30 protein-coding genes and 1 pseudogene are annotated in these 25,145 nt (G+C 62.7%); 20 read left to right on the top strand and 11 right to left on the bottom strand.

The features are described 5' to 3' along the window. Nucleotides 1–129: 129 nt before the first annotated feature. Nucleotides 130–768 carry a choline-binding transcriptional repressor BetI gene (gene betI / locus JN279_RS26750; protein WP_096456656.1) on the bottom strand — a complete coding sequence of 213 codons (639 nt, stop codon included), beginning with the start codon at nt 766–768 and terminating at the stop codon, nt 130–132. A gap of 82 nt (nt 769–850) precedes the next feature. On the opposite strand from betI, the gene choX reads away from it, so the two are divergent. Next, complete coding sequence (gene choX / locus JN279_RS26745; RefSeq protein ID WP_096456658.1) at nt 851–1,789, top strand: choline ABC transporter substrate-binding protein; 939 nt, start codon at nt 851–853, stop codon at nt 1,787–1,789. After that, a complete protein-coding gene (locus tag JN279_RS26740) occupies nt 1,786–2,622 on the top strand; it encodes an alpha/beta fold hydrolase (protein ID WP_202350688.1) in 837 nt (278 codons plus the stop codon). Before choX ends, JN279_RS26740 begins: the two co-directional genes overlap by 4 nt. Here the strand turns inward: JN279_RS26740 and JN279_RS26735 are convergent. Next, nucleotides 2,619–3,401, bottom strand: a complete 783-nt coding sequence (locus tag JN279_RS26735) for an NIPSNAP family protein (protein ID WP_096456660.1) — start codon at nt 3,399–3,401, stop codon at nt 2,619–2,621. The two genes, JN279_RS26740 and JN279_RS26735, sit on opposite strands and share 4 nt — an antisense overlap. Before the next feature lie 147 nt (nt 3,402–3,548). Between JN279_RS26735 and JN279_RS26730 the strand changes: the two genes are divergently transcribed. Further along, entirely contained in the window at nt 3,549–4,103 is a 555-nt protein-coding gene (locus tag JN279_RS26730) for a TetR/AcrR family transcriptional regulator (protein WP_244734160.1), read from the top strand. Nucleotides 4,104–4,115: 12 nt separating this feature from the next. On the opposite strand, the gene JN279_RS26725 is transcribed toward JN279_RS26730, so the two are convergent. Further along, nucleotides 4,116–5,204 (bottom strand): LacI family DNA-binding transcriptional regulator, encoded by a 1,089-nt coding sequence (locus tag JN279_RS26725; RefSeq protein ID WP_096456664.1) that lies wholly within the window; start codon nt 5,202–5,204, stop codon nt 4,116–4,118. 264 nt (nt 5,205–5,468) lie between these two features. Here JN279_RS26725 and JN279_RS26720 point away from each other — a divergent pair, with 264 nt between their 5' ends. From JN279_RS26720 to JN279_RS26710, 3 genes are all read left to right on the top strand, one after another. Then, on the top strand, nt 5,469–6,278 hold the full coding sequence (locus JN279_RS26720) for an ABC transporter substrate-binding protein (RefSeq protein ID WP_446720426.1): 810 nt from the start codon (nt 5,469–5,471) through the stop codon (nt 6,276–6,278). Nucleotides 6,279–6,379: 101 nt separating this feature from the next. Then, nucleotides 6,380–7,921 (top strand): amino acid ABC transporter permease/ATP-binding protein, encoded by a 1,542-nt coding sequence (locus JN279_RS38750; RefSeq protein WP_096456668.1) that lies wholly within the window; start codon nt 6,380–6,382, stop codon nt 7,919–7,921. A 66-nt stretch (nt 7,922–7,987) separates the two neighbouring features. Further along, a complete protein-coding gene (locus JN279_RS26710) occupies nt 7,988–9,109 on the top strand; it encodes an NAD(P)/FAD-dependent oxidoreductase (protein ID WP_202350687.1) in 1,122 nt (373 codons plus the stop codon). A gap of 39 nt (nt 9,110–9,148) precedes the next feature. Here the strand turns inward: JN279_RS26710 and JN279_RS26705 are convergent, their stop codons facing one another. Further along, a complete protein-coding gene (locus tag JN279_RS26705; RefSeq protein ID WP_202350686.1) occupies nt 9,149–9,742 on the bottom strand; it encodes a hypothetical protein in 594 nt (197 codons plus the stop codon). Nucleotides 9,743–9,896: 154 nt separating this feature from the next. On the opposite strand from JN279_RS26705, the gene JN279_RS26700 reads away from it, so the two are divergent. Next, on the top strand, nt 9,897–11,030 hold the full coding sequence (locus JN279_RS26700; RefSeq protein ID WP_202350685.1) for a metallophosphoesterase: 1,134 nt from the start codon (nt 9,897–9,899) through the stop codon (nt 11,028–11,030). 54 nt (nt 11,031–11,084) lie between these two features. Here the strand turns inward: JN279_RS26700 and JN279_RS26695 are convergent, their stop codons facing one another. Then, nucleotides 11,085–11,264, bottom strand: coding sequence for a CsbD family protein (locus JN279_RS26695; RefSeq protein ID WP_274608591.1), 180 nt, complete (start codon nt 11,262–11,264; stop codon nt 11,085–11,087). A gap of 184 nt (nt 11,265–11,448) precedes the next feature. Here JN279_RS26695 and JN279_RS26690 point away from each other — a divergent pair, with 184 nt between their 5' ends. The 8 genes from JN279_RS26690 (at nt 11,449) to JN279_RS26655 (ending at nt 15,395) form a co-directional block, all read left to right on the top strand. After that, nucleotides 11,449–12,102, top strand: a complete 654-nt coding sequence (locus JN279_RS26690) for a glutathione S-transferase family protein (RefSeq protein WP_202350683.1) — start codon at nt 11,449–11,451, stop codon at nt 12,100–12,102. A 46-nt stretch (nt 12,103–12,148) separates the two neighbouring features. Next, nucleotides 12,149–12,478, top strand: coding sequence for a YciI family protein (locus tag JN279_RS26685; protein WP_096456678.1), 330 nt, complete (start codon nt 12,149–12,151; stop codon nt 12,476–12,478). Nucleotides 12,479–12,932: 454 nt separating this feature from the next. Continuing rightward, entirely contained in the window at nt 12,933–13,142 is a 210-nt protein-coding gene (locus JN279_RS26680) for a cold-shock protein (RefSeq protein ID WP_010915421.1), read from the top strand. A gap of 381 nt (nt 13,143–13,523) precedes the next feature. Beyond that, on the top strand, nt 13,524–13,751 hold the full coding sequence (locus JN279_RS26675) for a hypothetical protein (RefSeq protein WP_202350682.1): 228 nt from the start codon (nt 13,524–13,526) through the stop codon (nt 13,749–13,751). Further along, complete coding sequence (locus tag JN279_RS26670; RefSeq protein WP_199643004.1) at nt 13,751–14,158, top strand: hypothetical protein; 408 nt, start codon at nt 13,751–13,753, stop codon at nt 14,156–14,158. Before JN279_RS26675 ends, JN279_RS26670 begins: the two co-directional genes overlap by 1 nt. A 1-nt stretch (nt 14,159) precedes the next feature. After that, on the top strand, nt 14,160–14,324 hold the full coding sequence (locus JN279_RS26665) for a hypothetical protein (RefSeq protein ID WP_096456682.1): 165 nt from the start codon (nt 14,160–14,162) through the stop codon (nt 14,322–14,324). A gap of 4 nt (nt 14,325–14,328) precedes the next feature. Next, on the top strand, nt 14,329–14,712 hold the full coding sequence (locus JN279_RS26660; RefSeq protein WP_202350681.1) for a YkgJ family cysteine cluster protein: 384 nt from the start codon (nt 14,329–14,331) through the stop codon (nt 14,710–14,712). Nucleotides 14,713–14,783: 71 nt separating this feature from the next. Further along, nucleotides 14,784–15,395: a LysE family translocator gene (locus JN279_RS26655; protein ID WP_202350680.1), complete on the top strand. Its 612-nt coding sequence runs from the start codon at nt 14,784–14,786 to the stop codon at nt 15,393–15,395. Between the two features lie 14 nt (nt 15,396–15,409). Here JN279_RS26655 and JN279_RS26650 read toward each other — a convergent pair whose 3' ends face one another. From JN279_RS26650 to JN279_RS26640, 3 genes are read right to left on the bottom strand one after another with little or no spacing between them, the layout of a single operon-like run. Continuing rightward, entirely contained in the window at nt 15,410–15,790 is a 381-nt protein-coding gene (locus tag JN279_RS26650; protein WP_202350679.1) for a nuclear transport factor 2 family protein, read from the bottom strand. A gap of 33 nt (nt 15,791–15,823) precedes the next feature. Next, nucleotides 15,824–16,252, bottom strand: coding sequence for an OsmC family protein (locus JN279_RS26645; protein WP_202350678.1), 429 nt, complete (start codon nt 16,250–16,252; stop codon nt 15,824–15,826). A 33-nt stretch (nt 16,253–16,285) separates the two neighbouring features. Next, nucleotides 16,286–17,296, bottom strand: a complete 1,011-nt coding sequence (locus JN279_RS26640) for a zinc-dependent alcohol dehydrogenase family protein (protein ID WP_202350677.1) — start codon at nt 17,294–17,296, stop codon at nt 16,286–16,288. A gap of 98 nt (nt 17,297–17,394) precedes the next feature. On the opposite strand from JN279_RS26640, the gene JN279_RS26635 reads away from it, so the two are divergent. After that, the gene (locus JN279_RS26635; RefSeq protein ID WP_096456694.1) at nt 17,395–18,003 is read left to right on the top strand and encodes a TetR/AcrR family transcriptional regulator; all 609 of its coding nucleotides are present in this window, start codon (nt 17,395–17,397) and stop codon (nt 18,001–18,003) included. A gap of 113 nt (nt 18,004–18,116) precedes the next feature. After that, nucleotides 18,117–18,509 (top strand): annotated as a pseudogene (locus JN279_RS38350) (VOC family protein). A 74-nt stretch (nt 18,510–18,583) separates the two neighbouring features. Here JN279_RS38350 and groL read toward each other — a convergent pair. The 3 genes from groL to JN279_RS26615 all read right to left on the bottom strand — a co-directional run bounded on the left by groL (nt 18,584) and on the right by JN279_RS26615 (nt 21,402). Next, nucleotides 18,584–20,239 carry a chaperonin GroEL gene (gene groL, locus JN279_RS26625; protein ID WP_096456696.1) on the bottom strand — a complete coding sequence of 552 codons (1,656 nt, stop codon included), beginning with the start codon at nt 20,237–20,239 and terminating at the stop codon, nt 18,584–18,586. 62 nt (nt 20,240–20,301) lie between these two features. Next, nucleotides 20,302–20,598 carry a co-chaperone GroES gene (groES, locus tag JN279_RS26620; protein WP_010915433.1) on the bottom strand — a complete coding sequence of 99 codons (297 nt, stop codon included), beginning with the start codon at nt 20,596–20,598 and terminating at the stop codon, nt 20,302–20,304. Between the two features lie 177 nt (nt 20,599–20,775). After that, complete coding sequence (locus JN279_RS26615) at nt 20,776–21,402, bottom strand: TetR family transcriptional regulator (RefSeq protein ID WP_096456698.1); 627 nt, start codon at nt 21,400–21,402, stop codon at nt 20,776–20,778. A 124-nt stretch (nt 21,403–21,526) separates the two neighbouring features. Between JN279_RS26615 and JN279_RS26610 the strand changes: the two genes are divergently transcribed. The 3 genes from JN279_RS26610 to JN279_RS26600 are packed head-to-tail and all read left to right on the top strand — an operon-like array spanning nt 21,527 to nt 25,142. Next, entirely contained in the window at nt 21,527–22,714 is a 1,188-nt protein-coding gene (locus JN279_RS26610) for an MFS transporter (RefSeq protein WP_096456700.1), read from the top strand. Nucleotides 22,715–22,719: 5 nt separating this feature from the next. Next, complete coding sequence (locus JN279_RS26605; RefSeq protein WP_096456702.1) at nt 22,720–24,000, top strand: D-arabinono-1,4-lactone oxidase; 1,281 nt, start codon at nt 22,720–22,722, stop codon at nt 23,998–24,000. Further along, nucleotides 23,997–25,142 carry a DSD1 family PLP-dependent enzyme gene (locus tag JN279_RS26600; protein WP_096456704.1) on the top strand — a complete coding sequence of 382 codons (1,146 nt, stop codon included), beginning with the start codon at nt 23,997–23,999 and terminating at the stop codon, nt 25,140–25,142. Before JN279_RS26605 ends, JN279_RS26600 begins: the two co-directional genes overlap by 4 nt. Nucleotides 25,143–25,145: the final 3 nt, after the last annotated feature.

The following is a 25,145-nucleotide window of genomic DNA, read 5'->3' as shown; positions in this document are numbered from 1 at the left end:
TCGTCTTGGCCAATGCCAGAGCACCGCATAGGTGCGGCCCGGGTCAAGCTGCCGGCCTATCCCACGGTATGAACTTCGCTTGTTGCCGACACCGGGATGGGGCAGGCGCGACCGGCTGCCGGGGCCGGTTTACGCGCCGGCAATCGCATCCTGGCGCATGGCCAGTCGTGCAGCGACGAAATCCTTGACCTGGCGGATCGCCTGTTCGCGCGACACGCTGCCCGGCTCCAGGCCGAGCCGCAGCCAGAGCCCGTCGATCAGCGCGGTGACGCCAAGCGCGATGTCGTCGGCATCACCGGGCGAGGCAAGCCCGCGCAGGCCGGACAACAGGTTGGAGCGCATGCGCGCGTGCAGCACTTTCTGGATACGCGCCAACTTCTCGTCGCGTGGCACCTCGGCGCACAGCGAAAGCCAGGCATGGCATAGCGGCGGCAGGAACAGATGCTCCTCGAAATTGCCGGCGATAACCGCATCGAGCCGCTCCATCGGCGTGCGCGCCTGGCGAAGCCGGGCGACCACCGCGTCGCGCAGCACGGCGTTGGCCTCGCGCATCGCGTGCTCGAACAATTCCTGCTTGTTGCGGAAATAGTGCAGCACGATGCCCTTGGAGGCGCCGGCATGGGCGGCCACCTTTTCCAGCGTCGCACCCGCAATGCCCTCGCGCTCCAGCACCGCGAAGGCGGCCTGCCGCAACTCCTTGCGGCGTATGTCACTGAGACGTTTGAGTTTCACGGCTTCGATCCCGGCATTGCGAATCCACGTTGACATTTTCGTCCGCCTAGATCAACAATTGACCAGTGGGACAATAAAAAGACCAAGTGGTCAAAATCCGATGACGAGGAGAATCGAAATGGACCGCATGCTTGCAAATGGCGTCTGTCTTGCAGCCCTGATGCTGGGCGTTCATGTGGCCTCAGCGGCCGAGGCCGAGCAGTGCAGGGCGGTGCGCATGGCCGAACCGGGCTGGAACGATCTCGCCTTCACCACCGGCGTCGCCAATGTCTTACTCGGTGCGCTCGGCTACCAGCCGCAAAGCTCGGTGCTGGGCATCAACGTCATCTACGAAGGCATGAAGAACAACGATCTCGACCTGTTCCTCGGCTATTGGGATCCGGCCATGGTCACCTATTACGAGCCCTACAAGAAGGATGGCTCGGTCGAGAACGTGCGCGTCAATCTCGAGGGCGCCAAATACACCTTCGCCGTCCCGACCTATGTCTGGGATGCCGGTGTGAAGGACTTCGCCGACCTGCATAAATTCGCCGACAAGTTCGGCAGGAAAATGTACGGCATCGAGCCTGGTTCGAACCAGCTGATGATGGACGCCATCGCCGACCCGTCGCTCGGTCTCGATGGCTGGCAAGTGGTCGAGTCGAGCGAGGCCGGTATGCTCTCCGAGGTCGGCTATGAGATCAAGGAGAAGCAGTTCATCGTCTTCCAGGGCTGGGCCCCGCATCCGATGAACACCCTATATGATTTCAAATATCTCACCGGTGGCGACAAGTTTTTTGGCCCGAATTTCGGCGCGGCGACGGTGACGACGCAGGTGCGCAAGGGCTATCTGCAGCAATGCCCGAATGTCGCGCAGTTCCTGAAAAATCTCGCCTTCGACATCGATTTCGAGAATGTCGGCATGGGCTATCTCATCAATGACGGCATGAAGCCGGAGGACGGGGCGCTGAAGGCGATCACGGCGAACAAGAATCGCCTCGACGCCTGGCTCGCCGGCGTCACCACCTTCGACGGCAAGCCCGGCCTTGCCGCGGTCAAGGAGAAGCTCGGCCTGTGACATCGGTCGCTCTGGAAGCGGCTGCGGATGCCTGGGCGGAACAGGACGCCTGGGCCGATCGCAAGCAATCCGTCAATCATGGCGGCCTCGAGATCGCCTATGTCGAGATTTCCGGCGCCGAACCGGCGCTGGTCCTGGTGCATGGCTTCACCGACACCAGCCGCAGCTTCTCACTCCTGGCGCCGCATCTGGCCGGCCGCCGGCTGATCATGCCCGACCTGCGCGGCCACGGCGCATCGCAAGCGGGCAAGGGCTTTGCGATCGCCGACTTTGCCGAGGACATTGCGGGCCTGATCGGGCATTTGCAGCTCGATCGGCCTGTTGTCGTCGGCCATTCGTTGGGCGCCATGGTGGCCATCGCTCTGGCCGCGCGGCACAAGGATCTCATCGGCGGATTGGTGGTCCTGGCCGGCACGTTGAAGCCCGATTTCGCGTGGGATCATCCGCTCGTCATCGGTGTCCAGGCCCTGCGCGACCCGATATCGCCGGCCGACCCGTTCTATGCCTGGTGGCATGCCTGCCGGCCCGGCGTCCCCGAGCCGTTTCTCGCCGGCCTGGCGAAGGACGCCTCGGCAATGCCCGCGGTGCGCTGGCGCGTCATCCTGGAGGAGATTTGCCGGGCCGACCTGACCAGTGCGGCACAAAAGGTGCGGGTCCGAACGCTGATCGTCGCGGGCGCCTGCGACCCGCTGTTCGGCGAGGCGCATCAGCAGGCGCTGTTGCGTTGCCTAGCGGGGGCGAGCCTTGTGCGTGCCGAAGCGTGTGGCCACAACCCGCATTGGGAGGACCCGGCCTTTGTCGCGCGGGCCATCATCGAGGCATTTGAAACCTAACGCCCGATCAGCGATCGCGACGTGGGCGACAGCCGCAAAGTCTCCGATGGTTTGGCCAGATCAAGCTGAACTGCCGACCAAAAGGCCTGCCAATTTGGCGATGCGGCCAAGGCGGCTTCGTGGCGTGCGTGCGCGTCGACGCCGTCGAAGCCGGTAACGGAAATAAAGACGTTTTCGCTGGTCCGGACCGGCAGGCGCGGAAAACTGTTTTCGGCATGCTCCGTGACAAAAGCGGCAAGGAGGCGTGCGTCGGGTGCCGTCATCGTTGGCGCCGCCTCGGCCGCGAAGCGATTGGCGAATTCAGTTTCCGTTCCCGGCCGCAAATGATGAATCTGGATGACAACAATGCCGGCCAAGCGGTTCGCTTTGCTGGAGTTTTCCTGCTCGACAGCAATCGGCCGCTGAAGCCCCGAGAGATCAAAGCCGGCGCCCGGCCACACCGGCCTCAGCAGCAGCACATCGTCGGAATCGATCATTGTCGCGTTGGCCGCATCGCGATGCGCTGCCCAGATCGGGCCGCCGTAGAAAGCGGTCAGCGCTTCCTTGCGGGCGCCCATGCCATCGAAGCCGCGCAGCCAGACGAACATGTCGGGACGGTCCAGATCGCGGAACTGGCCGATGATGGTCATTCCGGTGGCTTCCTGGCTTTCGATGAACTCCCGATCGAAGAGGGTAATCAGCGTTTCGCGCTGCCCGGGCCTCAATGTGTACTGCCTCAGCTCGACAACGGGTGAGGCAAGCGCTGCGGCCTCCGAAGCGACGTTCAGCGGCAGGTTCATCGGCAGTCTCCAAAACAGGACGATCATCCTGTTTATAAACAGACCGGTTGTCCTGTTTTGTCAACATGCTATTCTCGAACAATGTCAGCAGAGATGACCATTCGATCAGGCACAAGGCCACGAAAGCGCATCAACGACCCCGGGGGCATGCGCCGGAAAGTCCTGGATGTCGCCGAAGAGGCATTTCAGGCACGCGGCTATCACGCTTCCAGCCTCGGCGACCTGATGGCGGCGGCAGGGGTCAGCGGCGGCGCGCTGCATCATCATTTCCCGACCAAGAAGGCGCTGGCCCTGGCGGTGATCGAAGAGCGCGTGGCTGCAGCGGTCGAGGAGACATGGATCGCGCCGGTAAAGACGGCGGCTTCGGCGCGCGAAGGAGTACGGGCCGTATTCGAGGCCGTGGCGGCGGAGCTGGAGCAGCAGGGTTTCGTGCGCGGCTGTCCGCTCAACAATCTGGCGCATGAACTGTCGCTCGCCGATCCCGATTTCCGGGCTGCCCTGGCCGGCATATTCGCGGCATGGCGCCAGGCGATCGCCGACAAGATCACGGCTGACCAGCAGGCGGGCAGGGAGCAAGGCACCGATCCCCAGCGTTTTGCGGCACTTGCCGTCGCCACCTATTCCGGCGCCATGTCGATGGCCAAGACGGCGCAGGACGCGACCGTGCTGCATGACTGTCTGGCGGCTCTCGGCGAAGCCTGAGCCGCAGCCGCGCTACGTGCGGTTGACGACGGCGTTTGAGGGCGGGCCAACGGACCCGCGCTCGAAGATCGATGTGGGCAAAATGAGCCTTTCCGCCGGGCGTGGATCTCCCTTCAAGCGCCGGATAAGCAATTCCGCGACACTTTTGCCGAGCGCGTAGACGGGCTGGTCGATGACGGTAATGGGTGGGGTCGTCACGCTCGTCCAGTCCGCATCATGGAAGGTGATCAGCGAAATGTCCTCGGGAACCCGCAAGCCGCGTTGGCGGATTACCCGGAATATCTCCAGTGCTATGACGCTGTCCGAAGCAAGGATCGCCGTCGGCCGATCCGGCCCGGACAGCATCTCGTTGGCAACCCTGCGCGTTTCGGCGGGGCTTGTTGCACCAAGGCGAACATAACGTTCTGGCCGATCAATGCCCGCATCCCGGCACACGGTGAGGAAACCGTCGATGCGCTCGCGAACCGACGAGGTGTAGATTTGCCCGAGATCGCGGTACTCGTGCCCTTCGGCATCGACCGCAGTCACATAGGCGATGTTGCGGTGTCCGGCATCCACGAGAATGCGGGTTGCCCGCATGGCGATGCCGCGATCGTCGACCGTGACTGTATCGACATCCAGATCGGGCAGCGCCCTGTCGAGCAGGGCAAGCGGCCGGCCTGAACGATGGATATCGCGCAGGTGTGAGATGTCACGCGATTCGGATGGCGTGACGATCAGCCCGTCGACGCGCTTGCCGATCAACAGCCGCACGGCTGCCTTTTCAGCCTCGATCCTCTCGCCGGAGTTGGCCAGAATGACGTTAAACCCGGCTGCCCTTGCCGCGTCGCTGATGCCGCGCACCGCGAGGCTGAAGAACGGGTTCTCGATGTCGCCGACAACCACCCCGATGATGCCGGACCGGCCAGTCGTCATGCTGCGCGCCAATTCGTTCGGACGGTAGTCCAGTGCCTTGGCCGCGGCCATGACGTCCGCGCGGATCGTATCGCTGACAACACCGTATCCGCCCAGCACGCGCGCGGCTGTCGCTTTCGATACGTTTGCCGCGCGGGCGACATCGCTGACCGTTATCGACTGGGTCTTGGGCGCGGTTCTTTTCATCGGATGAACGACTACAAGAGTTGTTGACGGAAGGTCAATCTGGCGATAACGATTATCAAAGAGACCGGTCTCAATCAATAAGAGACCGGTCTCTTTTAGAAAATTGCGAGCCACGAGGCGCGACGAAAGCCTCCTGCGTCATGCTGTGGTCATGGCGGCGGGTGGTATCGGGCGCGAGATCGGGGCTCGACGCAAAGATCAAGAAGAAACAGACCTTCAGAGTGGAGAGAAGACATGCGCAGGATAGGAATTCTCAAGTCGCTGATGTCGCCGGTCCGGACCGGCGCAATGGCTCTCATGGCCGTGTGCATTGGCGCCGGATTGGTTTCGGCCGCCGCCGCGGAGGACAATCCCTATGGTCTTATTGATGCGAAAGTCATCAGCGTTGGCACCATGGGCGATGCCAAACCTTACGCTTTCACCCAGGCGGATGGCACGTTCACCGGCTTCGACATCGAATTGTTCCGCAACGTCGCCAGCCGCCTTGGATTCAAGCCGGACCAGGTGATCTTCACCGGTCAGGAATTCTCGGCGCTGATGCCCTCGGTTGCGAACGAACGCTTCGATGTCGCGGTCGCGGCAATCGGCACGACGGAAGCACGCAAGAAGACCGTCGACTTTTCCGACGGGTACCTTGCGGGCTATCTCTCCGTGCTTACCTCGGACAAGGCGATCACGTCGGCGGACGGGCTCAAGGGCAAGCGCCTCGGCGTCGTGCAGGGGACGCTCCAGGAAATCTACGCGGCGAAGAACTTTGTCGGAACCGATCTCGTGAAATTCCCCGACAACAACTCCGCCGTTTCAGCACTCAACAACGGAACCGTCGACGCGCATTTCCTCGATTACGAGGCCGCCAAGGACTATGGCGTTCGCTATCCGAACCTGAAGATCGCGGTCAACATTCCTTCCTTTGACGCGCCGGCCGGCTTTGTCGTGCGCAAGGGCAACGACAAGTTCCGCGAGGCATTGAACACTGCCCTTCATGCGGCCATGCAGGACGGCACCTGGAAGACGCTCTACGAGAAGTGGTTCCCCGGCTCCCCCATGCCCGATCAATATCTCCCCAAGAAGTAACCGCGCCTCCAGCCACCGGCCTTGACGGCCGGCGGCTGGACGACACGCCGTTGCGCCTGATTTCCTGATGGCACGAATGGCGCAGTGGAAAAGGGGACCGAATGAACTGGCTTGAAAACCTGCGGCGCAGTTTCCTTGACTGGCAGGCCATGGCGGACGTGCTGCCGAGCATGATCACCATCGGATTGAAGAACACCCTGATCCTCGCGGCCGCGTCCACGGTGCTGGGCGTCGTTCTCGGCATGATCCTGGCTGTCATGGGCATCTCGCAATCGCGCTGGCTGCGCCTTCCCGCGCGGGTCTACACCGATATTTTCCGTGGCCTTCCGGCGATCGTCACCATTCTGCTGATCGGCCAGGGCTTTGCCCGCATCGGCCGTGAAATCTTTGGACCTTCGCCCTATCCGCTCGGCATTCTTGCCCTCAGCCTGATCGCTGGTGCCTATATCGGCGAAATCTTCCGCTCGGGCATCCAGAGCGTCGAGCGCGGGCAGATGGAGGCCTGCAGGGCGCTCAGCATGAGCTACGGCCAAGGCATGCGGCTGATCGTAATCCCGCAAGGCATCCGCCGCGTCTTGCCGGCCCTGGTCAACCAGTTCATCGGCAACGTCAAGGATTCGAGCCTTGTCTACTTCCTCGGTCTGCTCGCGTCGGAGCGTGAGATTTTCCGTGTCGGCCAGGACCAGGCGGTGGTCACCGGAAACCTCTCTCCATTGCTTCTGGCCGGCGTATTCTATCTCGTCATCACCGTCCCCTTGACCCACGTAGTCAATTACATCGACAACTCGCTACGCGCCGGAAAGCAAAAGGCCGGTCTCGTCACCAGCGGTCTCGCCGAGGTCGATGAACTGGAAAACGCCATCAGCAATCCACCGGCGCAGACCAGTCTTGAGGGCAACTCTGCGCTTCCCCGCTTCAAGGGCGGCAGTCTCACCATCACCGATCTCGACATGGCCTATGGCAATCTCGATGTTCTCAAGGGTGTCAGCCTGACGGTCAGGCCGGGGACGGTCACCTGTGTCATTGGTCCGTCAGGGTCGGGCAAGTCGACCTTGCTGCGTTGCCTCAACCGCCTGGTTGAACCCAAAGGCGGTGACGTGCTGCTCGACGGTGCCAGCATCCTGGCGATGAAGCCGGAAAAACTGCGCCGGCGGGTCGGCATGGTGTTCCAGCAGTTCAACCTGTTTCCCGACCACACAGCCCTGGAAAACGTCATGCTGTCGCTGACCAAGGTCAAGCACCTTCCGGTGCAGGAGGCCGAGAGTATCGCCGAGGCGCGCCTTGCCGATGTCGGGCTGGCCGCCCGCAAGAACCATCGTCCCGGCAGTCTATCCGGTGGCCAGCAGCAGCGTGTGGCGATCGCCCGTGCGCTGGCAATGGACCCGGAAGTTATCCTGTTCGACGAGGTGACGAGCGCTCTTGATCCCGAACTGGTGAAGGGCGTTCTCAACCTTATGGCGGATCTCGGCCGGCGCGGCATGACAATGGTCGTGGTCACCCATGAAATGGGCTTTGCCCGCAAGGTCGCCGATCAGGTCGTCTTCATGGATGAAGGCCGCGTCATCGAGGCCGGCACGCCTGCAGCGATCTTCGACACGCCGAAAAGCACGCGTCTGAAGCACTTCCTTGCCGAAGTGCTCTAGTCGCACCATCCGCATGACCCCTGGGATGGCCGCCCAATCCAACCTCCACCCGTGAAAGAATATCCCATGGCTACAGCACATTTCGTCTCAAAGGTCGTTGTTGTCGGGGGCGGCATTTTCGGTGTCTCCTCGGCCGTTCATCTGGCAAGGCTCGGCATCCAAACCGTTCTGGTCAATGATGGGCCGCTCGCCAAGGGCGCTTCCGGCCGCTCGCTCGCCTGGCTCAACTCCGCGCGCAAGCGATCGGCCGAGTATCATCGCCTGCGCATGATCGGCATCGACCGCTACCGGACGCTGTCGGCGAGATATCCGGATGCCGCCTGGCTGCGTTTCGACGGTGGCCTGACATGGGATGCGGACGACGCGTCGAATGAGATCGTCGATGTCTTCGCTCATGAAAAAGCCATCGGCTATGATGCGCAACATCTGTCCGCCGGCGCCATAGCCTCAGCCACGCCAGGTGTCGCCGCAAGCGCTGTCACGCCTCAAGGCGCGATCTTCAATCCGGGCGAGGGCTGGGTCGACCTGCCATCGCTGATCGAGATATTGATTGCGGAATTTGTCGAGCGTGGCGGGCAACTGGTCACCGATGCCGGAAGCGCTGCGGTCACGGTCGTCGACGGTCGCGCCACCGGCGTCATCACGACAAGCGGCATCAGCCTTGCTGCCGATGCGGTACTCCTGGCGACCGGTGCTGATGTGCCGCGAATGGTTGCGGATTCCGGCCGGCATATCGCCGACGGGACGCCAATCGCGCTGCTCGTCAGGACCAAGCCGGTGAGCTTACCGCTTCGGGCCGTGCTCAACACGCCGCGCGTCGCCATCCGGCCGACGCCGGACGGAGCCCTCGCGCTCGATTCAGCCTGGTCGGAAGAAGAGGTGGTCGTCAATTCGGATGGCACATATAGCGTGAGAGATTCGACTATTCAGGGGCTTCTCAACGAAGCCTCGAATGTTCTCGAGGGTTATCCAAAGTTGGAATTGCAGAACTACGGTGTCGGCCCCAAGCCGATCCCCGGAGACGGCGAGCCGGTCTTCGGCCAGTTGAAGGATATCCAGGGATATTACGTTGCCTTCAGCCACAGCGGCGCAACGCTTGGTCTGATTGCGGGCGAACTGCTCGCCGGCGAGATCGCCAGCGGCATTGAGCATCCGCTGCTTGCGAACTTCCGTCCAGGCCGCTTTTGATCAGACCAGTCCAAAGGCTTCTTGCGCACCATAGACCCTCTATTCGGCCAGCGGCTTGATCGTCTCGTAGCCATTGACCGATTGCGCGCTGGTGCCTTCATCATAGCGCCGGGCAAGAGCAGCCTGCAGGTCAGGCGAATAAAGCGCGGTGAATGCATCGAGCGTCTCGCCGGCCGCGTTCTTGAAGGTCTCGTTGACGGCGAGCACGTTATATTTGCAGTCGCCCAGGCTGAAGGTCTCCTTGCCCTTGACCACCAGGGTCAGCGTCTTGGTGGCCTTCGGCTGCTTGTCCGGCGACAGCTCGACAAACTCGATCGTGCTCTTTGCTCCGGCCTTCAGCGGAAACAGTTTTCGCAGGTCGGAAAACGGGATCATTGCCAGCCGCCCGGTGTCGCTGTCGCGAAAAACCTCAATCAGGCCGGCGAACAGGAACTGCTTTTGCGGTGATTGAGACTCGTAGCTATTGGTGACGGAGATCATTCCGCCCGCGACGGGCCGAAACTCGCTCTGGATGCCGGGCCTCGCCAGGATGAACCCATTTTTCGCCGACTTCGCATCGACGCAGGGACCGGCAAACGCAACACTTGCCGGCAGCAAAACCGCCAATGCCATGCCGATAAACGCGCTCTTCATAGCACTCCCCCATTTCTTCCAAATCAAATGCAAGTGCAGGTAGAAGTGGCAGACGTGCAGTGCGATGTCGATGGTCGACGCAGTCGCGATTCAAGGCATTCGCGATATTGCCGAAACTGGACGGACGGACGCCGCTTGTGCTGAAATTCCGCCGATGATGAATCACCGGTCGCCAAGATTGTTTTCACGACGCAGCTTCCTGACGCAGGCCGTCGGTCTTGCCGCGGCTGGTGCACTGTCACGCCCGGCGTTCAGCCAGACCGGGCAGCGCATCCAGCCGATCGACGCGACCTTCCTGTTCATCGCCGATGTCCATGCCTGCCGCATGGCGAGCGGCCTGAGCCCCAATTGCCAGCAGGAGGGCAAGACCGACGCTGCGCTGTTGCGCAATGTCGCGGCATTGAACGCCATCGGCGACAAGGACTGGCCGGCCGAGATCAACGGCGTCGCCACCGGCTTGCGTTCGGCCGGCAGCCGGATCGGCATGCCGCTCGGCCTTGTCGTCGGCGGCGACATCACCGACGATGGCGGCGGCCAGATCACCCAGCCCAGCGAGGGTACGCAATTGCTGCAGTTCAGCCAGCGCTACAGCCAAGGCGTTGGCCCGGATCGCGTCCACATGCCGGTCTATGTCGGGCTCGGCAACCACGATCTCGACCAGAACGGTCCGCCGCACCATGTCGACTGGTACCGGCGCGAGATGCGCGACTATGTCGAGGTCAACCACCGCCCGGGCGTGTTCTTCAAGCCGCCCGTGCCGGCCACCGACTACGATGTCGACACCGACTGCTATTCATGGGACTGGGGCGGCCTGCATCTCGTCCAGACGCATCGTTTCGCCGGCGACACCGGCCATGGCGCCGAGAGCAGCCTGCCATGGCTGAAGCAGGATCTGGCGACCTACGCGGCGGACGGCCGCCCGGTCATCCTGTTCCAGCACTATGGCTGGGACACATTTTCGACGGAGCGGTGGGATCCCGCCAAGAAAACCTACGACGATGAGGGCGCCGGCCCGCCGCACTGGTGGGGCGAGGCTGACAGGCAAGCGCTGCTGGCAGCGCTGAAGGGCTACAATGTCGTCGGCATCTTCCACGGCCACCAGCATGACGCCTCACTGATCTATCGTCGTGACGGGATCGATCTGTTCAAGCCGAAGGCCGCCTATATGGGAGGGTTCGCCGTGGCCAGGGTGACCAGCGATGGCATGGACGTCGTGTTAGGCGAGGCGACCGATGACCATGGCGAGGTCACCTTCACCAACGCTTTCAGCAAGGGCTGGAGCACGTGAAAAAGGCGGCCTTGGCGACCGCCTTTTCCGATAGGAGCGTTTCTGGATGCGCGATCAGAACGCCTTCTTGACCTTGTCCTTCACGTCGCCATAGGCCTTCTGCACCTTGCCGGCGACCTTGTCGACCATGCCTTCAATCTGGGTCCGCCTGTTGCCGGTCGCCTTGCCGGCCGCCTGTTTTACCGAGCCTTTAATCTGCTTGGCCATACCAGCAACCTGATCCCTGTTCACCACTTTCGCATCTCCTGGGAGTCTTTGAATTCCGGGGAATTCATCCGCGCGGATAAACGGACTGCCATCGTTTAGGTTCCAGGCACCCAACCGGAAGCAGACGAAACGCGCGAGGCGGCTTCCGGCGGCTAGGCAGGCAGGCTAGGCTGTAGATACGCGCCGACCAATCGCGCGCACGGGGAGAAAAATGGCGGAATTCACACTCTACATCGGCAACAAATGCTTCTCCTCATGGTCGCTCAGGCCATGGGTGGCGATGAGGCATCTGGAGATCCCGTTCGAGGAGGGCTTTGTGCGGCTGCGCACGCCCGAGACCTTTGCCAATCTGGCGAAAGTGTCGCCGACCGGTCAGGTGCCGGTCTTGGATCACAATGGAAGGATTATCTGGGAAACCCTTGCTATCCTTGAGTATCTTGCCGACCTGTTTCCCGAGAAAAAACTCTGGCCCGATGATATAGGCGCCCGTGCCTTGGCGCGCGCTGTGGCAACCGAGATGCATTCCGGTTTTCGCGAGGTCCGCTATGGCTGGCCGATGAATTTGCGCCGGCCGAAGGGGCGCAAGCCGCTCGACGCCGAAGGGGAAGTGCAGCGGGCCCGCATCGAGGCGCTGTGGCGCGAGTGTCGCGAAAAATATGGCAAGGGCGGCCCGTTCCTGTTCGGTCATTTCACCGCGGCCGATGCCATGTACGCGCCGGTCGTCACCCGCTTCGACACCTATGGCGGCGACCTCGCGCCCGACACCAGAGCCTATGTCGACGCTGTTCTGGCAATGCCGGCGATGCGGCACTGGTATGCAGAGGCGGCGAAGGAGCCGTGGCCGGAACCCGGTCCCGACGAATAAGCCTGACAACAGGTGGCAATAAGGTTTCGCTCCTGGAGGAGGACCGATGGTCAGCAACAAAGCACTGCATGAAACCGCAACGACAAAAATCTTCCATTGCCGGCTGATTCCGCCGCGGCCGGATTTTGCCTTCACCATGACGGAGGAGGAGAGGGAGCTGATGGGCCGGCATGCCGACTACCTGCGCGGCAAGCTGCGCGAGGGCGTGATGATCATGGCCGGTCCCGTTGCCGATCCGGCCGGCCCTTGGGGCCTGCTGATCCTGCGTGCCGGCAGCGAGGCCGAGGCAAAGGCGGTCACCGATGGCGATCCAGTGGCAAAGTCAGGTCGCGGCTTTCGCTATGAGATCCTGCCCATGATCAGCACGATCATGTAGGCAACCGGCATGGGCACGCGGCCGGCTTCGGCCACCAGGCTCCTGGTATCCGTCAGATACAAGAACGCCCCTCGCACCGGTTATTGTGCGGGAGGCGTCCTTTTGCCAGCATTCCTGAGATTGCTCTTCAAAATTGCTGACACCATTGAAATGCGCTGGCGCTGATTTGGTTCCGGGCTCGGTGCCTTTTTTTACGCACGGTCATTCAGCCGGTTCGTCAGTTGAGGCCCCTGCGTTGAGCAACCCAGAATTGAACTCAGAGCGTTGGAAAACCAGAAATTGACTCGGCTGCAAAAGCAGTCTAGAAGAAACATGTCGATATTTGTTTGACTGACTTTTGTTATCCGCGCACGCATGCGCGCCTTTGACGAACTTCCCCATCAAAAATCGAGACAAAAATCGTTGTGCATTCGCACTGCGATTAACGAATATTTGCCATGGAAAGGGTTCGTTTATGAGCACCGGCACAGTTAAATGGTTCAACGCCACCAAGGGTTTTGGTTTTATTCAGCCTGACGACGGTTCGGCCGACGTTTTCGTCCACATCTCGGCCGTAGAGCGCGCCGGCATGCGCGACATCGTCGAGGGCCAGAAGCTCGGCTACGAGATGGTCCGCGACAACAAGTCGGGCAAGATGTCCGCCGACCAGTTGAAGGCGGCCTGAAGAAAGAATTCAGTCCTCCCGGTGACCACGGATGTACTGGCACCGGTGAAGGGCGAATTCTGGCGCGTGGCCTTAGAAACCTGAGTTTCCAAGGCACATCATGCGCATAAGAGGAGTGTCCTGCGCATCCATCCCTGTGCATCCTTCTGGATGTCACTGGGTGCGCGGCGCTCAAGCGAAGGTCAGGCGGTGCCTGGCCTTTTTCATTTTACGCTTGTTGCCGCCGAAAATGCGCTGCGCGTCGGGCTGAACGTGCTAAGGAACGCCTTAGCAATTTGAATCCGCTGCCGTATTGCCCCAATGCAGTGTTGCTTTGTGCGTGGTCCTGACCGAAGACCCGGTCTCGCCTATCGGCACCAGGCTCCTGACAGGAGAAAGATTTTGACCGCCAATCCGAAGACCACCGCCGATCCGGCGGTGTCGCTGTTCAGCAAGACGCAGACCCAGTCGATGTCGCTCGGCCGCATCCTATCCGAGCGCGATGCCGTCAGCGAGGCGCGGGAAGCCAAGACCGCCCGCTTGCGCGAACTGCGCCTGGAAAAGGAAGCGGACGAGATGGCGGCGGCCGCAGCGCTCGCGGCGCTGCCGAAACGAGCCGGAAAACGCTGATGGCCACCAAGCGCGTACCGCCAACGCCAATCGCGGCCGATGCGACCATCGCCGACATGGTCGAAACCCTGGACAAGCCGGTCGAATATGTCCGGCGCGTGCTGGAAAAACTCGAACGCTGCAGGCGCGCCCATGGCGATGCACAGGTTCGTGTCGGCGTGCGCGGCCGCGCCGAAGCCCCGAACTACCTGATCGAATATGTCCGCGAGGACAAAAAGACCCAGGAGCGTGTGACTTACCAGGATGCCGCCTACAGCGGCAGCACGCATCGTGAGCTGGCGCCGCATCACATCGCGGAAGCCAGGAACTGGTCGCCCGAGGAAATGAACATCACAGCGGTTTCGGCGCTGATCGGCCGCTTGCGCAATCCGCGCGCACCATCATCGCGTTTCGCCGACGAGGACTGACATGGCCATTAAATTCTCCGCCAAGGACCAGCCGGCAGCGCCGGCTCCCGCTGCGAAACCGGCCAAGCCGGTTGCCGCGAAGCCCGGCGAACCCGCCGACGCCGCGACCGATCTGTTCAAGTCGCCGGTCGAAGCGCCGGCGCGCAAGACAGGCAAGAAGAAATAGCGCCTTGCCGCAGGACGCCGGTCGCAATCCTGCCGCGCCGGGGCTGCTCGCGCTGGTCGCTGCCGCGAGCCTTCCGTCGTCGCAACACGAGACCGCTCCGCTCTTCGACTGCCAGAGCTGCGGCGCGTGCTGTTCCTATTCGGCCGAATGGCCGCGCTTCTCCACCGAGGACGATGCGCAACTCGACCGCATCCCAGAAAAATATGTAGCGGCCGATCTGTCGGGCATGCGCTGTGAGGGCGTGCGCTGTTCGGCGCTGTCGGGCGAAGTCGGCAAGTCGACCGCTTGCGGCGTCTACGACGTCCGCCCGGATGTCTGCCGCGCGTGCATGCCTGGCGACGAAGAGTGCTTGATGGCGCGCCGGGAGCACGGATTGCCGACGTCCTAGAATTGTGGGCGGCTTGACGAAGCCTCCTTGCTGGCTACGCTGCGTCAGGGCAGGGCCGTGGAGGAACCATCGTGAGCATCGAATTCCTGTTGACGTCGCTGATCGTCGTGGCCTCGCCCGGCACCGGCGTTCTCTACACGCTGAGCGCCGGACTTTCGCGCGGTGCGCGAGCCTCGATCATTGCCGCCTTCGGCTGCACGCTCGGCATCATCCCGCATATGGCAGCCGCCATCACCGGCCTCGCGGCGCTGCTGCACACCAGCGCGGTCGCCTTCGAGATGCTGAAATATCTCGGCGTCGCCTATCTCCTCTACATGGCCTGGAACACGCTGAAGGAGAAGGGCGGGCTCAGCGTCGAGGACGATGTCGCGCCGCGCTCGGCCGGCAAGGTGATCGCCACCGGCATCCTCGTCAACGTGCTCAATCCGAAACTATCGATCTTCTTTTTCGCCTTCCTGCCGCAATTCGTCAGCACCACCGAGCCCAATGCGCTGTCGAAGATGCTGGAACTCAGCTTCGTCTTCATGCTTTTGACCTTCGTGGTTTTCGTCGGCTACGGCATCTTCGCCGCTTCGATCCGCAGCCATGTCGCCTCACGGCCGATGGTGTTGACCTGGATGCGCCGGACGTTTGCCGGCGCCTTCGTCATGCTTGGCGCCAAGCTGGCATTGGCTGATCGGTAGCGGCGATCGGCCGACTATCCCTTCACATAGCCCATCGCCTCGACGATGCGGCCGTCCTGGACGCGCATCAGATTGACGCCGCGGACGGAGGTGTGGTCGGCCATCCAGTAGCGCCAGCGTATCGTCGCCCGGTCGCCGGCGACAAAGGTCTCCTCGAGGTCGAAGCGCGTGCCTGGCTGGGTGGCGATCGCCGACCACAATTCGATGCAAGCCGCCTTGCCGGCGCGGCGCGCGCCGTCCGGCGCGGGTGTGGTGTTCTCGATCACGCAGTCTTCAGCAACCAGATCGGCAAGTGCCGACGGGTCGTGGTGCTGGAAGACATCGTTGAAGCGTCGCATCATCTGTGCCGTCTCGCCGGAGTGCGCGGCAGCGGTGCTGTCGATGATCAGTTCCATGGATTTGCTCCTTCCGTTTCAGTCGTCGAGGTGTCAGGTCAGCGCTGCCTTGAGCGTGATGCTGGCGACGCCGGCCAGCGCCCGCGAGACCAGGCAGGCCGCCTTGGCCTTTTGCGCCAGCCGCTCGAAATCCTCGGCGGCAATGCCTGCGACGCTGGCTTCCGTCTCCAGTTCGATGCGGGTGATTGTCGGCCCGGCTGCGGTCGCACCGAGATGCGCCTTCGCGATGGTGCGGATGCTGTCGGGCGCGTGGCCTTCGCTGCCGAGGATGGCGCTCAGCGCCATCGAGAAGCAGCCGGCATGGGCAGCCGCGATGAGTTCCTCCGGGTTGGTGCCGGGACCGTTCTCGAAGCGGGACGGGAACGAGTAGGCGCCTTCGAAGACACCGCTGCCCAGCCTGAGCCGGCCGGATCCTTCCTTGAGTGTACCGCGCCATTCGGCCGATGCATCACGAACAGTCATTGCTTGCTCTCCTCTGGTTGATGGAATGCGGGATCATGCGCAGTCGATGACAACCTTGCCGATGACATCGCCCTGCATGAAATGCCGATAGGCCTCGCGCGCCTCGGCGAACGGAAAGACCCTGTCGATGATCGGCTTCAGCTGGTGCTTGCCGACTGCGGCCAGCATCGCCTCCAGCCCATTGCGGTTGCCGACGAACACGCGGCCAATGGTGGCGAGGCTTCGCTGATAGATAGCGCCCGGGATCTCGATCGAATTGCCCTTCGCATCCTGAACGGTCAGCGCAACGATGCGGCCATAAAGGGAGCTTGCGATCAGCGATTGCGTGAAGGTCGTTGGACCGCCTGTCTCCACCACCAGATCGATGCCGCCGGTCGCCTCGCGCAGCTTCATGCCCCATTCCGCCGTCTCGCTGGCGGCGATGACGATATCGGCGCCAAGCGCGCGCAGCCGGTCAGTCTTTTCAGCGCGCGAGGTGACGGCGGCGACGCGGCAGCCAAGCATCTTGGCGAACTGCAGCGCGAACAGCGCCACGCCGCCTGAGCCGATGGTCAAAACCCATTGTCCGGGCTGCGGAATCTCCGCTCCTGTCAATGCGCTCCAGGCGGTCAAACCGGCGCAGGTGAAGGTCGCGGCTTCCTGCCAGGAGAGATGCACGGGCAACCGCGCGGCCCATTGCTCGTCGAGCAGCGCGTATTCGCTGAGCATGCCGTCCAGCGTGCAGCCCAGCTGGTCGATGATTTCGGGACGAAGCCGGCCGTCGATCCAGCGCGCGAAATAGCTGCCGGTGACACGGTCGCCGACCGCAAAGCGCGTGACGCCGTCGCCGATCGCCACCACTTCCCCGGCTCCGTCGCTCAATGGAACGATGCCGGCGCGGGGTGGCAGCGGGTATGTGCCCTTGAGGATCATCGCGTCGCGGCGGTTAAGCGACGTGGCGTGCACTCGCACCAGGATCTGATGCGCGCCGGGCTCGGGTATTGCCTCTTCGCGCGTTGCCAGCTTCTCGATCCCGCCAAAACCCTCAAGTCGGTAGCGCTGCATTGTTGTCTCCAAAGTATGTAGACCGATCTACATATTATGTAGACCGGTTGTCATATTCGGAGCAAGGCCTATAATGCGCATTCCTGACAGGGGCTGACATGGCGACAGACACACGCACCCGTATGATCGAAGCGACGGCGCTGCTTTTGCGGCGGCGCGGCTATCACGGCACATCACTGAACGACATTTTGAGCGCCAGTGGCGCGCCACGAGGCTCGCTCTACTTCCATTTTCCGGGCGGCAAGGACCAACTGGTCATCGAGGTGACACGCGACAGCGTGGCCGGCGTGACGGAGCGTCTTGACGCGGCGCTGGCGGCGGAACACGATCCGGCGGTCGCTGTGCATCACATTTACCAGTCGGTGGCCCGCATGCTGGAGGAGAACGAGTTCTCGCTCGGCTGCCCGATCGCGCCGGTGGTGCTCGACGCGCCGAACGACGTGCCAGGCCTGGCCGAGATCTGCCGCGCCGCATTCGAGCAGTGGATAGGCCTGCTGCGCGAGGCCTTCATGCGGGCAGGGGTGCCTGAACGCCGCGCCCACGCTCTGGCGCTGCTGGTGGAATCGTCGCTGGAAGGGCTGATGGTGATCGCCCGCGCCACCCGCGACCGCGCTCCGCTACAGGCGGTGGCCGACGAGGTCGCGGCGCTGATCGAAGCCGCGGTACTTGCCGGCGAGGTGCGGCAACGCGCGGATGCCACTGTCTGAAGGTAGGCCCCCTGGTTCGGAAAGCATGCGCCGGCGCTGAGGTTCGGGCCATTCGCCAGCGATGTGAGGAAGGCCGGCAGTACGGTCGCGAATGTGTAGGGCGCGGTCATCACGTGGCGCTGCGCGTCCCCAACTACGAGATCGCCAAGAACTGGTATGTCGACAAGCTCGATTTCCGTGTCGTTCACGAATGGCCATTCGCCGACGAGCAGCTCGCCTAGCTGGCGCCGGCCAATGACGATCATTTCATGATCGAATTGCTCGGCGGCGGTGATCCGCTGCCGATCGATGCGCCGGCCTGCAAGGATCTCGCCGATAGCCTGCGCTACTCCGGCTATCATCATTTCTGCATCAACGTGGCCGACATCGAAGCGACGGTCGCCGAACTGCGCAAGCGCGGCGTCACCATCGTCACCGAGCCGTTCAAGCTCGACGACATCAGCCGCAAGCTGGCCTTCTTCGCCGACCCGTTCGGCAATCTGATCGAACTCGCCGAGGTTGTCTGAGGCGACATGACCACAGAAGCAAAAAGGGCGGCATCGCTGCCGCCCTTTCGTACGCATAAGCCAGGTTGGCTGGATTAGAAATCCATGCCGCCCATGCCGCCCATGCCGCCGCCGCCCATGCCGCCGGGCATGCCGCCGCCAGCCGACTCCTTCTTCGGAGCCTCCGCGATCATGGCTTCGGTGGTGACGAGCAGGCCGGCGACCGAAGCCGCGTCCTGGAGAGCCGTACGGACAACCTTGACCGGGTCGACGATACCCATGGCGATCATGTCGCCATATTCGCCGGTCTGGGCGTTGTAACCGAAGGTCGCGCCCTTGTTCTCAAGGATCTTGCCGGCAACGATCGAAGCTTCCGCACCGGCGTTCGAGGCGATCTGGCGGGCCGGAGCCTGCAGCGCACGACGCACGATGTTGATGCCTGCGGCCTGGTCGGCATTGGCGCCGGTGGCCTTGATGTTGGCCGAAGCGCGCAGCAGGGCCACGCCACCGCCAGCAACGATGCCTTCTTCCACGGCCGCGCGGGTCGCGTTGAGGGCGTCATCGACGCGGTCCTTCTTTTCCTTGACTTCGACTTCCGTCGCACCGCCGACGCGGATCACCGCAACGCCGCCGGCGAGCTTCGCCAGACGTTCCTGCAGCTTCTCCTTGTCGTAGTCCGAAGTGGTCTCTTCGATCTGCTGCTTGATCTGGGCAACGCGGCCCTGGATCTCGGCCTTCTTGCCGGCGCCGTCGACGATGGTGGTGTTCTCCTTGGAGATCGACACCTTCTTGGCGCGGCCGAGCATGTTGAGGCCGACGTTCTCGAGCTTGATGCCGAGGTCTTCCGAGATGACCTGGCCACCGGTGAGGATGGCGATGTCTTCCAGCATCGCCTTGCGGCGATCACCGAAGCCCGGAGCCTTGACGGCGGCGATCTTCAGGCCACCACGCAGCTTATTGACGACCAGCGTGGCCAGGGCCTCGCCTTCGACGTCTTCCGAGATGATGAGCAGCGGCTTGGAGGTCTGCACGACAGCCTCAAGAACCGGCAGCATGGCCTGCAGGTTGGAGAGCTTCTTCTCGTGGAGCAGGATGTAGGCGTCCTCGAGATCGGCAACCATCTTGTCGGCGTTGGTGACGAAGTAGGGCGAGAGGTAGCCGCGGTCGAACTGCATGCCTTCGACGACTTCGAGTTCGGTCTCGGCGGTCTTGGCTTCCTCAACCGTGATGACGCCCTCGTTGCCGACCTTCTGCATCGCTTCCGCGATCATCTTGCCGACCGACTCGTCGCCATTGGCCGAGATCGTGCCGACCTGGGCAACTTCCTCGGAGGTCTTGATCTTCTTGGCAGCCTTGCCGAGCGCCGTGACGACTTCGCTGACGGCGAGGTCGATGCCGCGCTTCAGGTCCATCGGGTTCATGCCGGCGGCAACCGCCTTGTGGCCTTCCTGGACGATCGACTGCGCCAGAACGGTCGCGGTCGTGGTGCCGTCGCCGGCGATGTCGTTGGTCTTCGAAGCAACTTCGCGGACCATCTGCGCGCCCATGTTCTCGAACTTGTCCTCAAGCTCGATTTCCTTGGCGACGGTGACGCCGTCCTTGGTGATGCGCGGGGCGCCGAACGACTTGTCGATGACGACGTTGCGGCCCTTGGGGCCGAGGGTCACCTTCACCGCGTCGGCGAGGATGTTGACGCCGCGCAGCATGCGCTCGCGGGCATCACGGGAGAATTTTACGTCTTTAGCAGCCATTTTTAAGCTCCTGGCAGGGGCTTGGGGTAAGCCCGGAATTCAGTTGACGGTGAGGCCGATGATCAGCCGATGATGCCCATAATGTCGGATTCCTTCATGATCAGAAGGTCTTCGCCATTGAGCTTGACTTCGGTGCCCGACCACTTGCCGAACAGGATGCGGTCGCCAGCCTTGACGTCCAGGGGGACCAGCTTGCCGCTTTCGTCACGGGCGCCGGAGCCGACGGCGATGATCTCGCCTTCCTGCGGCTTTTCCTTCGCCGTATCCGGGATGATGATCCCGCCGGCGGTCTTGGATTCGGATTCGACCCGGCGAACGACCACGCGGTCATGAAGCGGGCGGAACTTCGACTTTGCCATTTTTTCTTCCTCGAATGAGAACGGTGAGAAACAGTTCCTCCGTCCGGCGAAGCCGGACACATAGTTAGCACTCACCAGGGGCGAGTGCTAACGTGGCGCTGAAATAGGCCGCCGACCTGCGAGAGTCAAGGCGCGCGGCAGCCTCGAAAGGCGGTAATTTTTTCCACGGATTGGGGCTTAGAGAAACAGCCGCAACTGTGTGTGGATGATCGACCGGTAATCCTCGATGGTCCGGCGGCTTTCCGCTTCGCCCTCCGCGAGCGCCAGGCGCACCACGCCACCGGCGAGCTGGAATATCAACAGAACCATGCGTTCGAACTGCTCGTGCTTGCCCGGTTCGATCAAGGCGGTGACATGATCGCAGAACATCTTGGCCTGATGGCGGGTTTCGGCGATGTCGAGATTCTTGAGCGCCTTGTCGGCCTGGATGGCGTTCTGCAGGTCCTGGATGGCCGGATCGCCGGCAACACGGCTGAGGTAGTCGTCAAGCAGCCGGTCGGCCGCAGCGATAACGTCCTTGGCTTCGCGGACGTCGGCGATGATCGCAGTCAATCGCGCGCGGCTGACCTCCGAGAACCGCTCGTAGAGCATCGCAAGGATCGCCGACTTGTTGGGGAAGTAATGATAGACTGTGGCGATCGGCCCGCCCGCCAGCATGCCGACCTCCTTCATGGTGACGGCGTCAATGCCCTTCTCGCCGATCAGCCGCATGGTCGTCGACAGGATGGCGTCGATGCGCTCGCGGCTGCGCTCCTGCTTGGGTTTGCGCCTCGGCTCCGTCGCTGTTCGCCTTGCTTCCATCATGCACTGATCTTTCGCACGAATTGCCAAATTCTGGTTGACAAAAAATATGATCAAGTATCAGTTTCTGAAATGCTGACAGGTTGTCAGCTTTTTTGCCGTACGGCAAGGACGTTGGGAGGCGCCTTTGACTTCGACAAGCACCGGTCATCTGGGCGACGGCGACTGGCTGGTCGGCAATCCGACCGGCGGGCAGCTTGCCTCGGCCCTGTGGATCGGCTCGGTCGGCCTGCTCATTCTCGGGCTGCAGCCCGTCCTGCTCGGCGCGCTCTACACCGAGGGCCATGTCAGCGGCGATGAGCTGGCACTGGTCGCCACCGCCGAGATGATCGCCATTGCGATCGGTTCGGCTGTTGTGGCGATGCTGCTGTCGGCCCGCAACATGCGCTGGAAAAGTGCGGTCCTGCTGCTCTTGCTGGCACTGGCGAATGTCTGGACGGCCTATGCCGCCGGCGTCAATACGCTGATGGCGGCACGCGCTTTGGCCGGTCTCGCCGAAGGCGGCTTGGTCGCGGTCGCCACCGAACTGATCGCCCGTTCGCGGCGTGCCGAACGCATCGGCGGCTATTTCGTCACCATGCAGACGCTGGCGCAATGCGCGCTTGCCTTGCTGCTGGCGCTCTATGTCATTCCAGCGGCCGGGTCGGCCGGCGGCTTTCTCATTCTCGCGGTCGTCTGCGTCCTGTCGCTCGTGATCGCCTTCATCGTCCCCGCCGATTACGCCGACCTGCCCAAGGATGAGAACCTGGCCAATGTGCTGACGGTTCCTTCTATCACCGCGCTGTTGTGCGTCTTCTGCTACTTCATGTTCTTCGGTTCGGTCTGGGCGTTTCTGGAGCCGCTTGGCGCGCAGTTCGGCATCGACGGCCGCACCGTCGGGCTGATCGTCTCGGCCAGCCTTGCAGTGCAGGTCCTGGGTGCGATGACGGCGACCGTGTTCGAGGCACGCATCGACTATCGCCTTGCCATCGCAGCCATTGGCACTGTCGCGCTTGTCGCCTCGCTCATCCTTGCCAGCGGACCTGGCCTCTCGACATTCTGGGTCGCCGCCCTGGTCATGGGTTTTATCCTCCTGTTCATCGTACCCTACCAGATACGGCTGGCGATCACGGCCGATGACACCCGCACCGCCGTGCTGCTGGTGCCGGCCGCCCAGCTCTTCGGCCTGGCGATCGGGCCGGTTGCGGCGTCGCTGCTCATCGACGGCAAGGATTTTCGCCCGGTTCCGGAATTTGCCGCCGCCAGCGCTGTCGCCAGCGTAGCGCTGCTCGGCTTTTTTGTCCTCGTGGCGCGGCATCGCCGGGTCGTCGCGTGAGCGCCATGTCGAACATCTGGAGCAACTGGTCCGGCTATGTCACCGCAAAGCCGAGGCTGATCGCCAGCCCCGCCGATGCCGGCGAGCTCGGCGACCTCGTGCGAACGGCACCAGGTCCAATTCGCGTCGTCGGTGCCGGTCACTCCTTCACGCCGCTGGTGAAATCGCAAGGCACCATCCTATCCCTGGAGAGGTTGGAGGGGCTGATTTCGCATGACGCTGAAAAGCATCAGGCGCGCGTGCGGGCAGGGACGCGGCTTGGTTCGCTGATGCACATCCTGCAAGGCATCGGCCAGGGCCTGCCCAATATGGGCGATATCGACCGCCAGGCGATCGGCGGCGCATTGGGCACCGCCACCCATGGCTCGGGACCGACACTCGGCGCCTATCACACGCAACTGGAAACGGTGCAGATCGTCGACGGGCTTGGCAAGGTTCGCGAGTTCAACAGGGCAGGGGATCAGGACACGATCCACGCCATCGGCGTCGCGCTCGGTGCCTTCGGCGTGTTGAGCGAAGTGACGCTGAACAACATTGCGACCTACCGGCTGCGCCGTCGCAAATGGGTGCTGCCGATCGCCGACATGCTGCGCGACTTCGAGAAGATGATGACCGCGCACCGCTCTGCCGAATTCTACTACATTCCGTTTTCCGGCTATGCGCAGTTCATCGCCAGCGATTTCAGCACCGAGGCGACCACCACGCGCCCGACCGACGATGACGAAGGCTCCTTGCGCACGCTGCGCCGGTTGCGCACCGGGCTTGCCTGGCTGCCGTCGCTGCGCCGCCGGCTGATCCTGGGCGCCGTCGCGAAAGTGCCGTCCGAGGATTATGTGCAGGACTGGCTCAACGTCTATGCCAGCGACAGGCAAACCAAATTCAACGAGATGGAATATCACCTTCCCTTCGAGGAAGGGCCGAAGGCGCTGGCCGAGATCATAGAGCTGACCGAGAAGCGCTTTCCCGAAGTCTATTTCCCGATGGAGGTGCGCAGCGTCGCGGCCGATCAGTTCTGGCTCTCGCCCTTCTACAACAGGCCGACCTGCTCGATCGCCATCCACCATGATGCGGCCAGCGATCCGTTGCCCTTCATGCAGGCGGCCGAGCCGATCTTCCGCAGATATGGCGGCAGGCCGCATTGGGGCAAGATGCACAGCCTGAAGGCGGCGGACTTCAAGAAGCTCTATCCGCGCTGGGATGACGCCATGGCGGTGCGCCGCGACATCGATCCGCAGAACCGCTTCATCTCGCCCTATATGGCCGGGCTGTTCGGCATCGAAGCATGAGGACCTATTTTTCCGCCCTATCGGAGGCACTGAGGCAAGCCAGCGTCTTCCAGCCTTGCCTGCTGCTCGACCTTGATCGGCTGGACGGCAACATCGCGCTGGTGAAAGGTAGGCTTGACCCCGGTCTTGCGGTGCGGCTGGTCGACAAGTCGCTCGCTTGCCTGCCGCTGCTGTCGCATATCGGGAAAGCGCTCGGAACCGATCGCTTCATGACTTTCCACCCGCCGATCAGCGCGGCGGTGCTGAAAGCGTTTCCGGACGCGAATCTGCTTTACGGCAAACCAATGCCGGTCGGCGCGGCAAGGGCGGCGCTGGTGAAGGATGACGCCGACTGGTCGCGTGTCTGCTGGCTGATCGACAGCGACGAAAGACTGGCCGAATATGGCGCTCTCGCCGCCGAACTCGGTGTCGACCTGCGTATCGCCTTCGAGATCGACGTCGGGCTGCATCGCGGCGGCTTCGCCAGCCCCGGGGCCCTGTCGAAAGCGTTGCGCGCGCTGCCGGCTCATAAACGGCTGCGTTGCGAAGGCGTCATGGCCTATGAAGCGCATGCACCGCACATTCCTGGCCTGTTCGGTGGCCCGGCCAAGGCGTTGGCACAGGCCTCGGAACGGGCCGCCGCTTTCGTCGCATGCCTTGGTGCGGATCACCGAGGCATTCTCAACATTGGCGGTAGCAAGACCGCGCTGCTGCATCACGGCGGCATTGCCAATGAAGTGTCGATGGGGTCGGCCTTCGTGCTGCCCAGCGATTTCGACACGCCTAGCCTCGACGATTTCTTGCCGGCGGCCTTCATCGCGACGCCGATCCTGAAAGTGGTCGAGCCGATGCTGCCGGGTTCGCCGGCCGCTTCGCGTCTGCTGCAGGCGCTCGGCCGGTTTCCCCGCAAGGGCTGCTACCTCTATGGCGGCAAATGGATGGCCGAGCCTGTCTTTCCCGAAGGCATGAAGACGAATGGCCTGCTCGGCTTGTCCTCGAACCAGCAGTTCATGGGTCTGCCCGCCGATAGTGCCGCAAGGCCTGGCGACTACGCTTTCCTGCGGCCGACGCAGAGCGAGGCCGTGCTGCAGCAGTTCGGCCCGATCGCGGTGCTTTCCGGCGGCAAGATCGTCGATCGCTGGCCGGTTTTGCCGATGATGTGATCG

The organism is Mesorhizobium sp. 113-1-2 (assembly GCF_016756475.1).
In the GTDB taxonomy this organism is placed as follows: domain Bacteria; phylum Pseudomonadota; class Alphaproteobacteria; order Rhizobiales; family Rhizobiaceae; genus Mesorhizobium; species Mesorhizobium loti_C.
The sequence above is the reverse complement of the archived record's forward strand: the minus strand, read 5'-3'. Positions and strand labels throughout refer to the sequence as shown.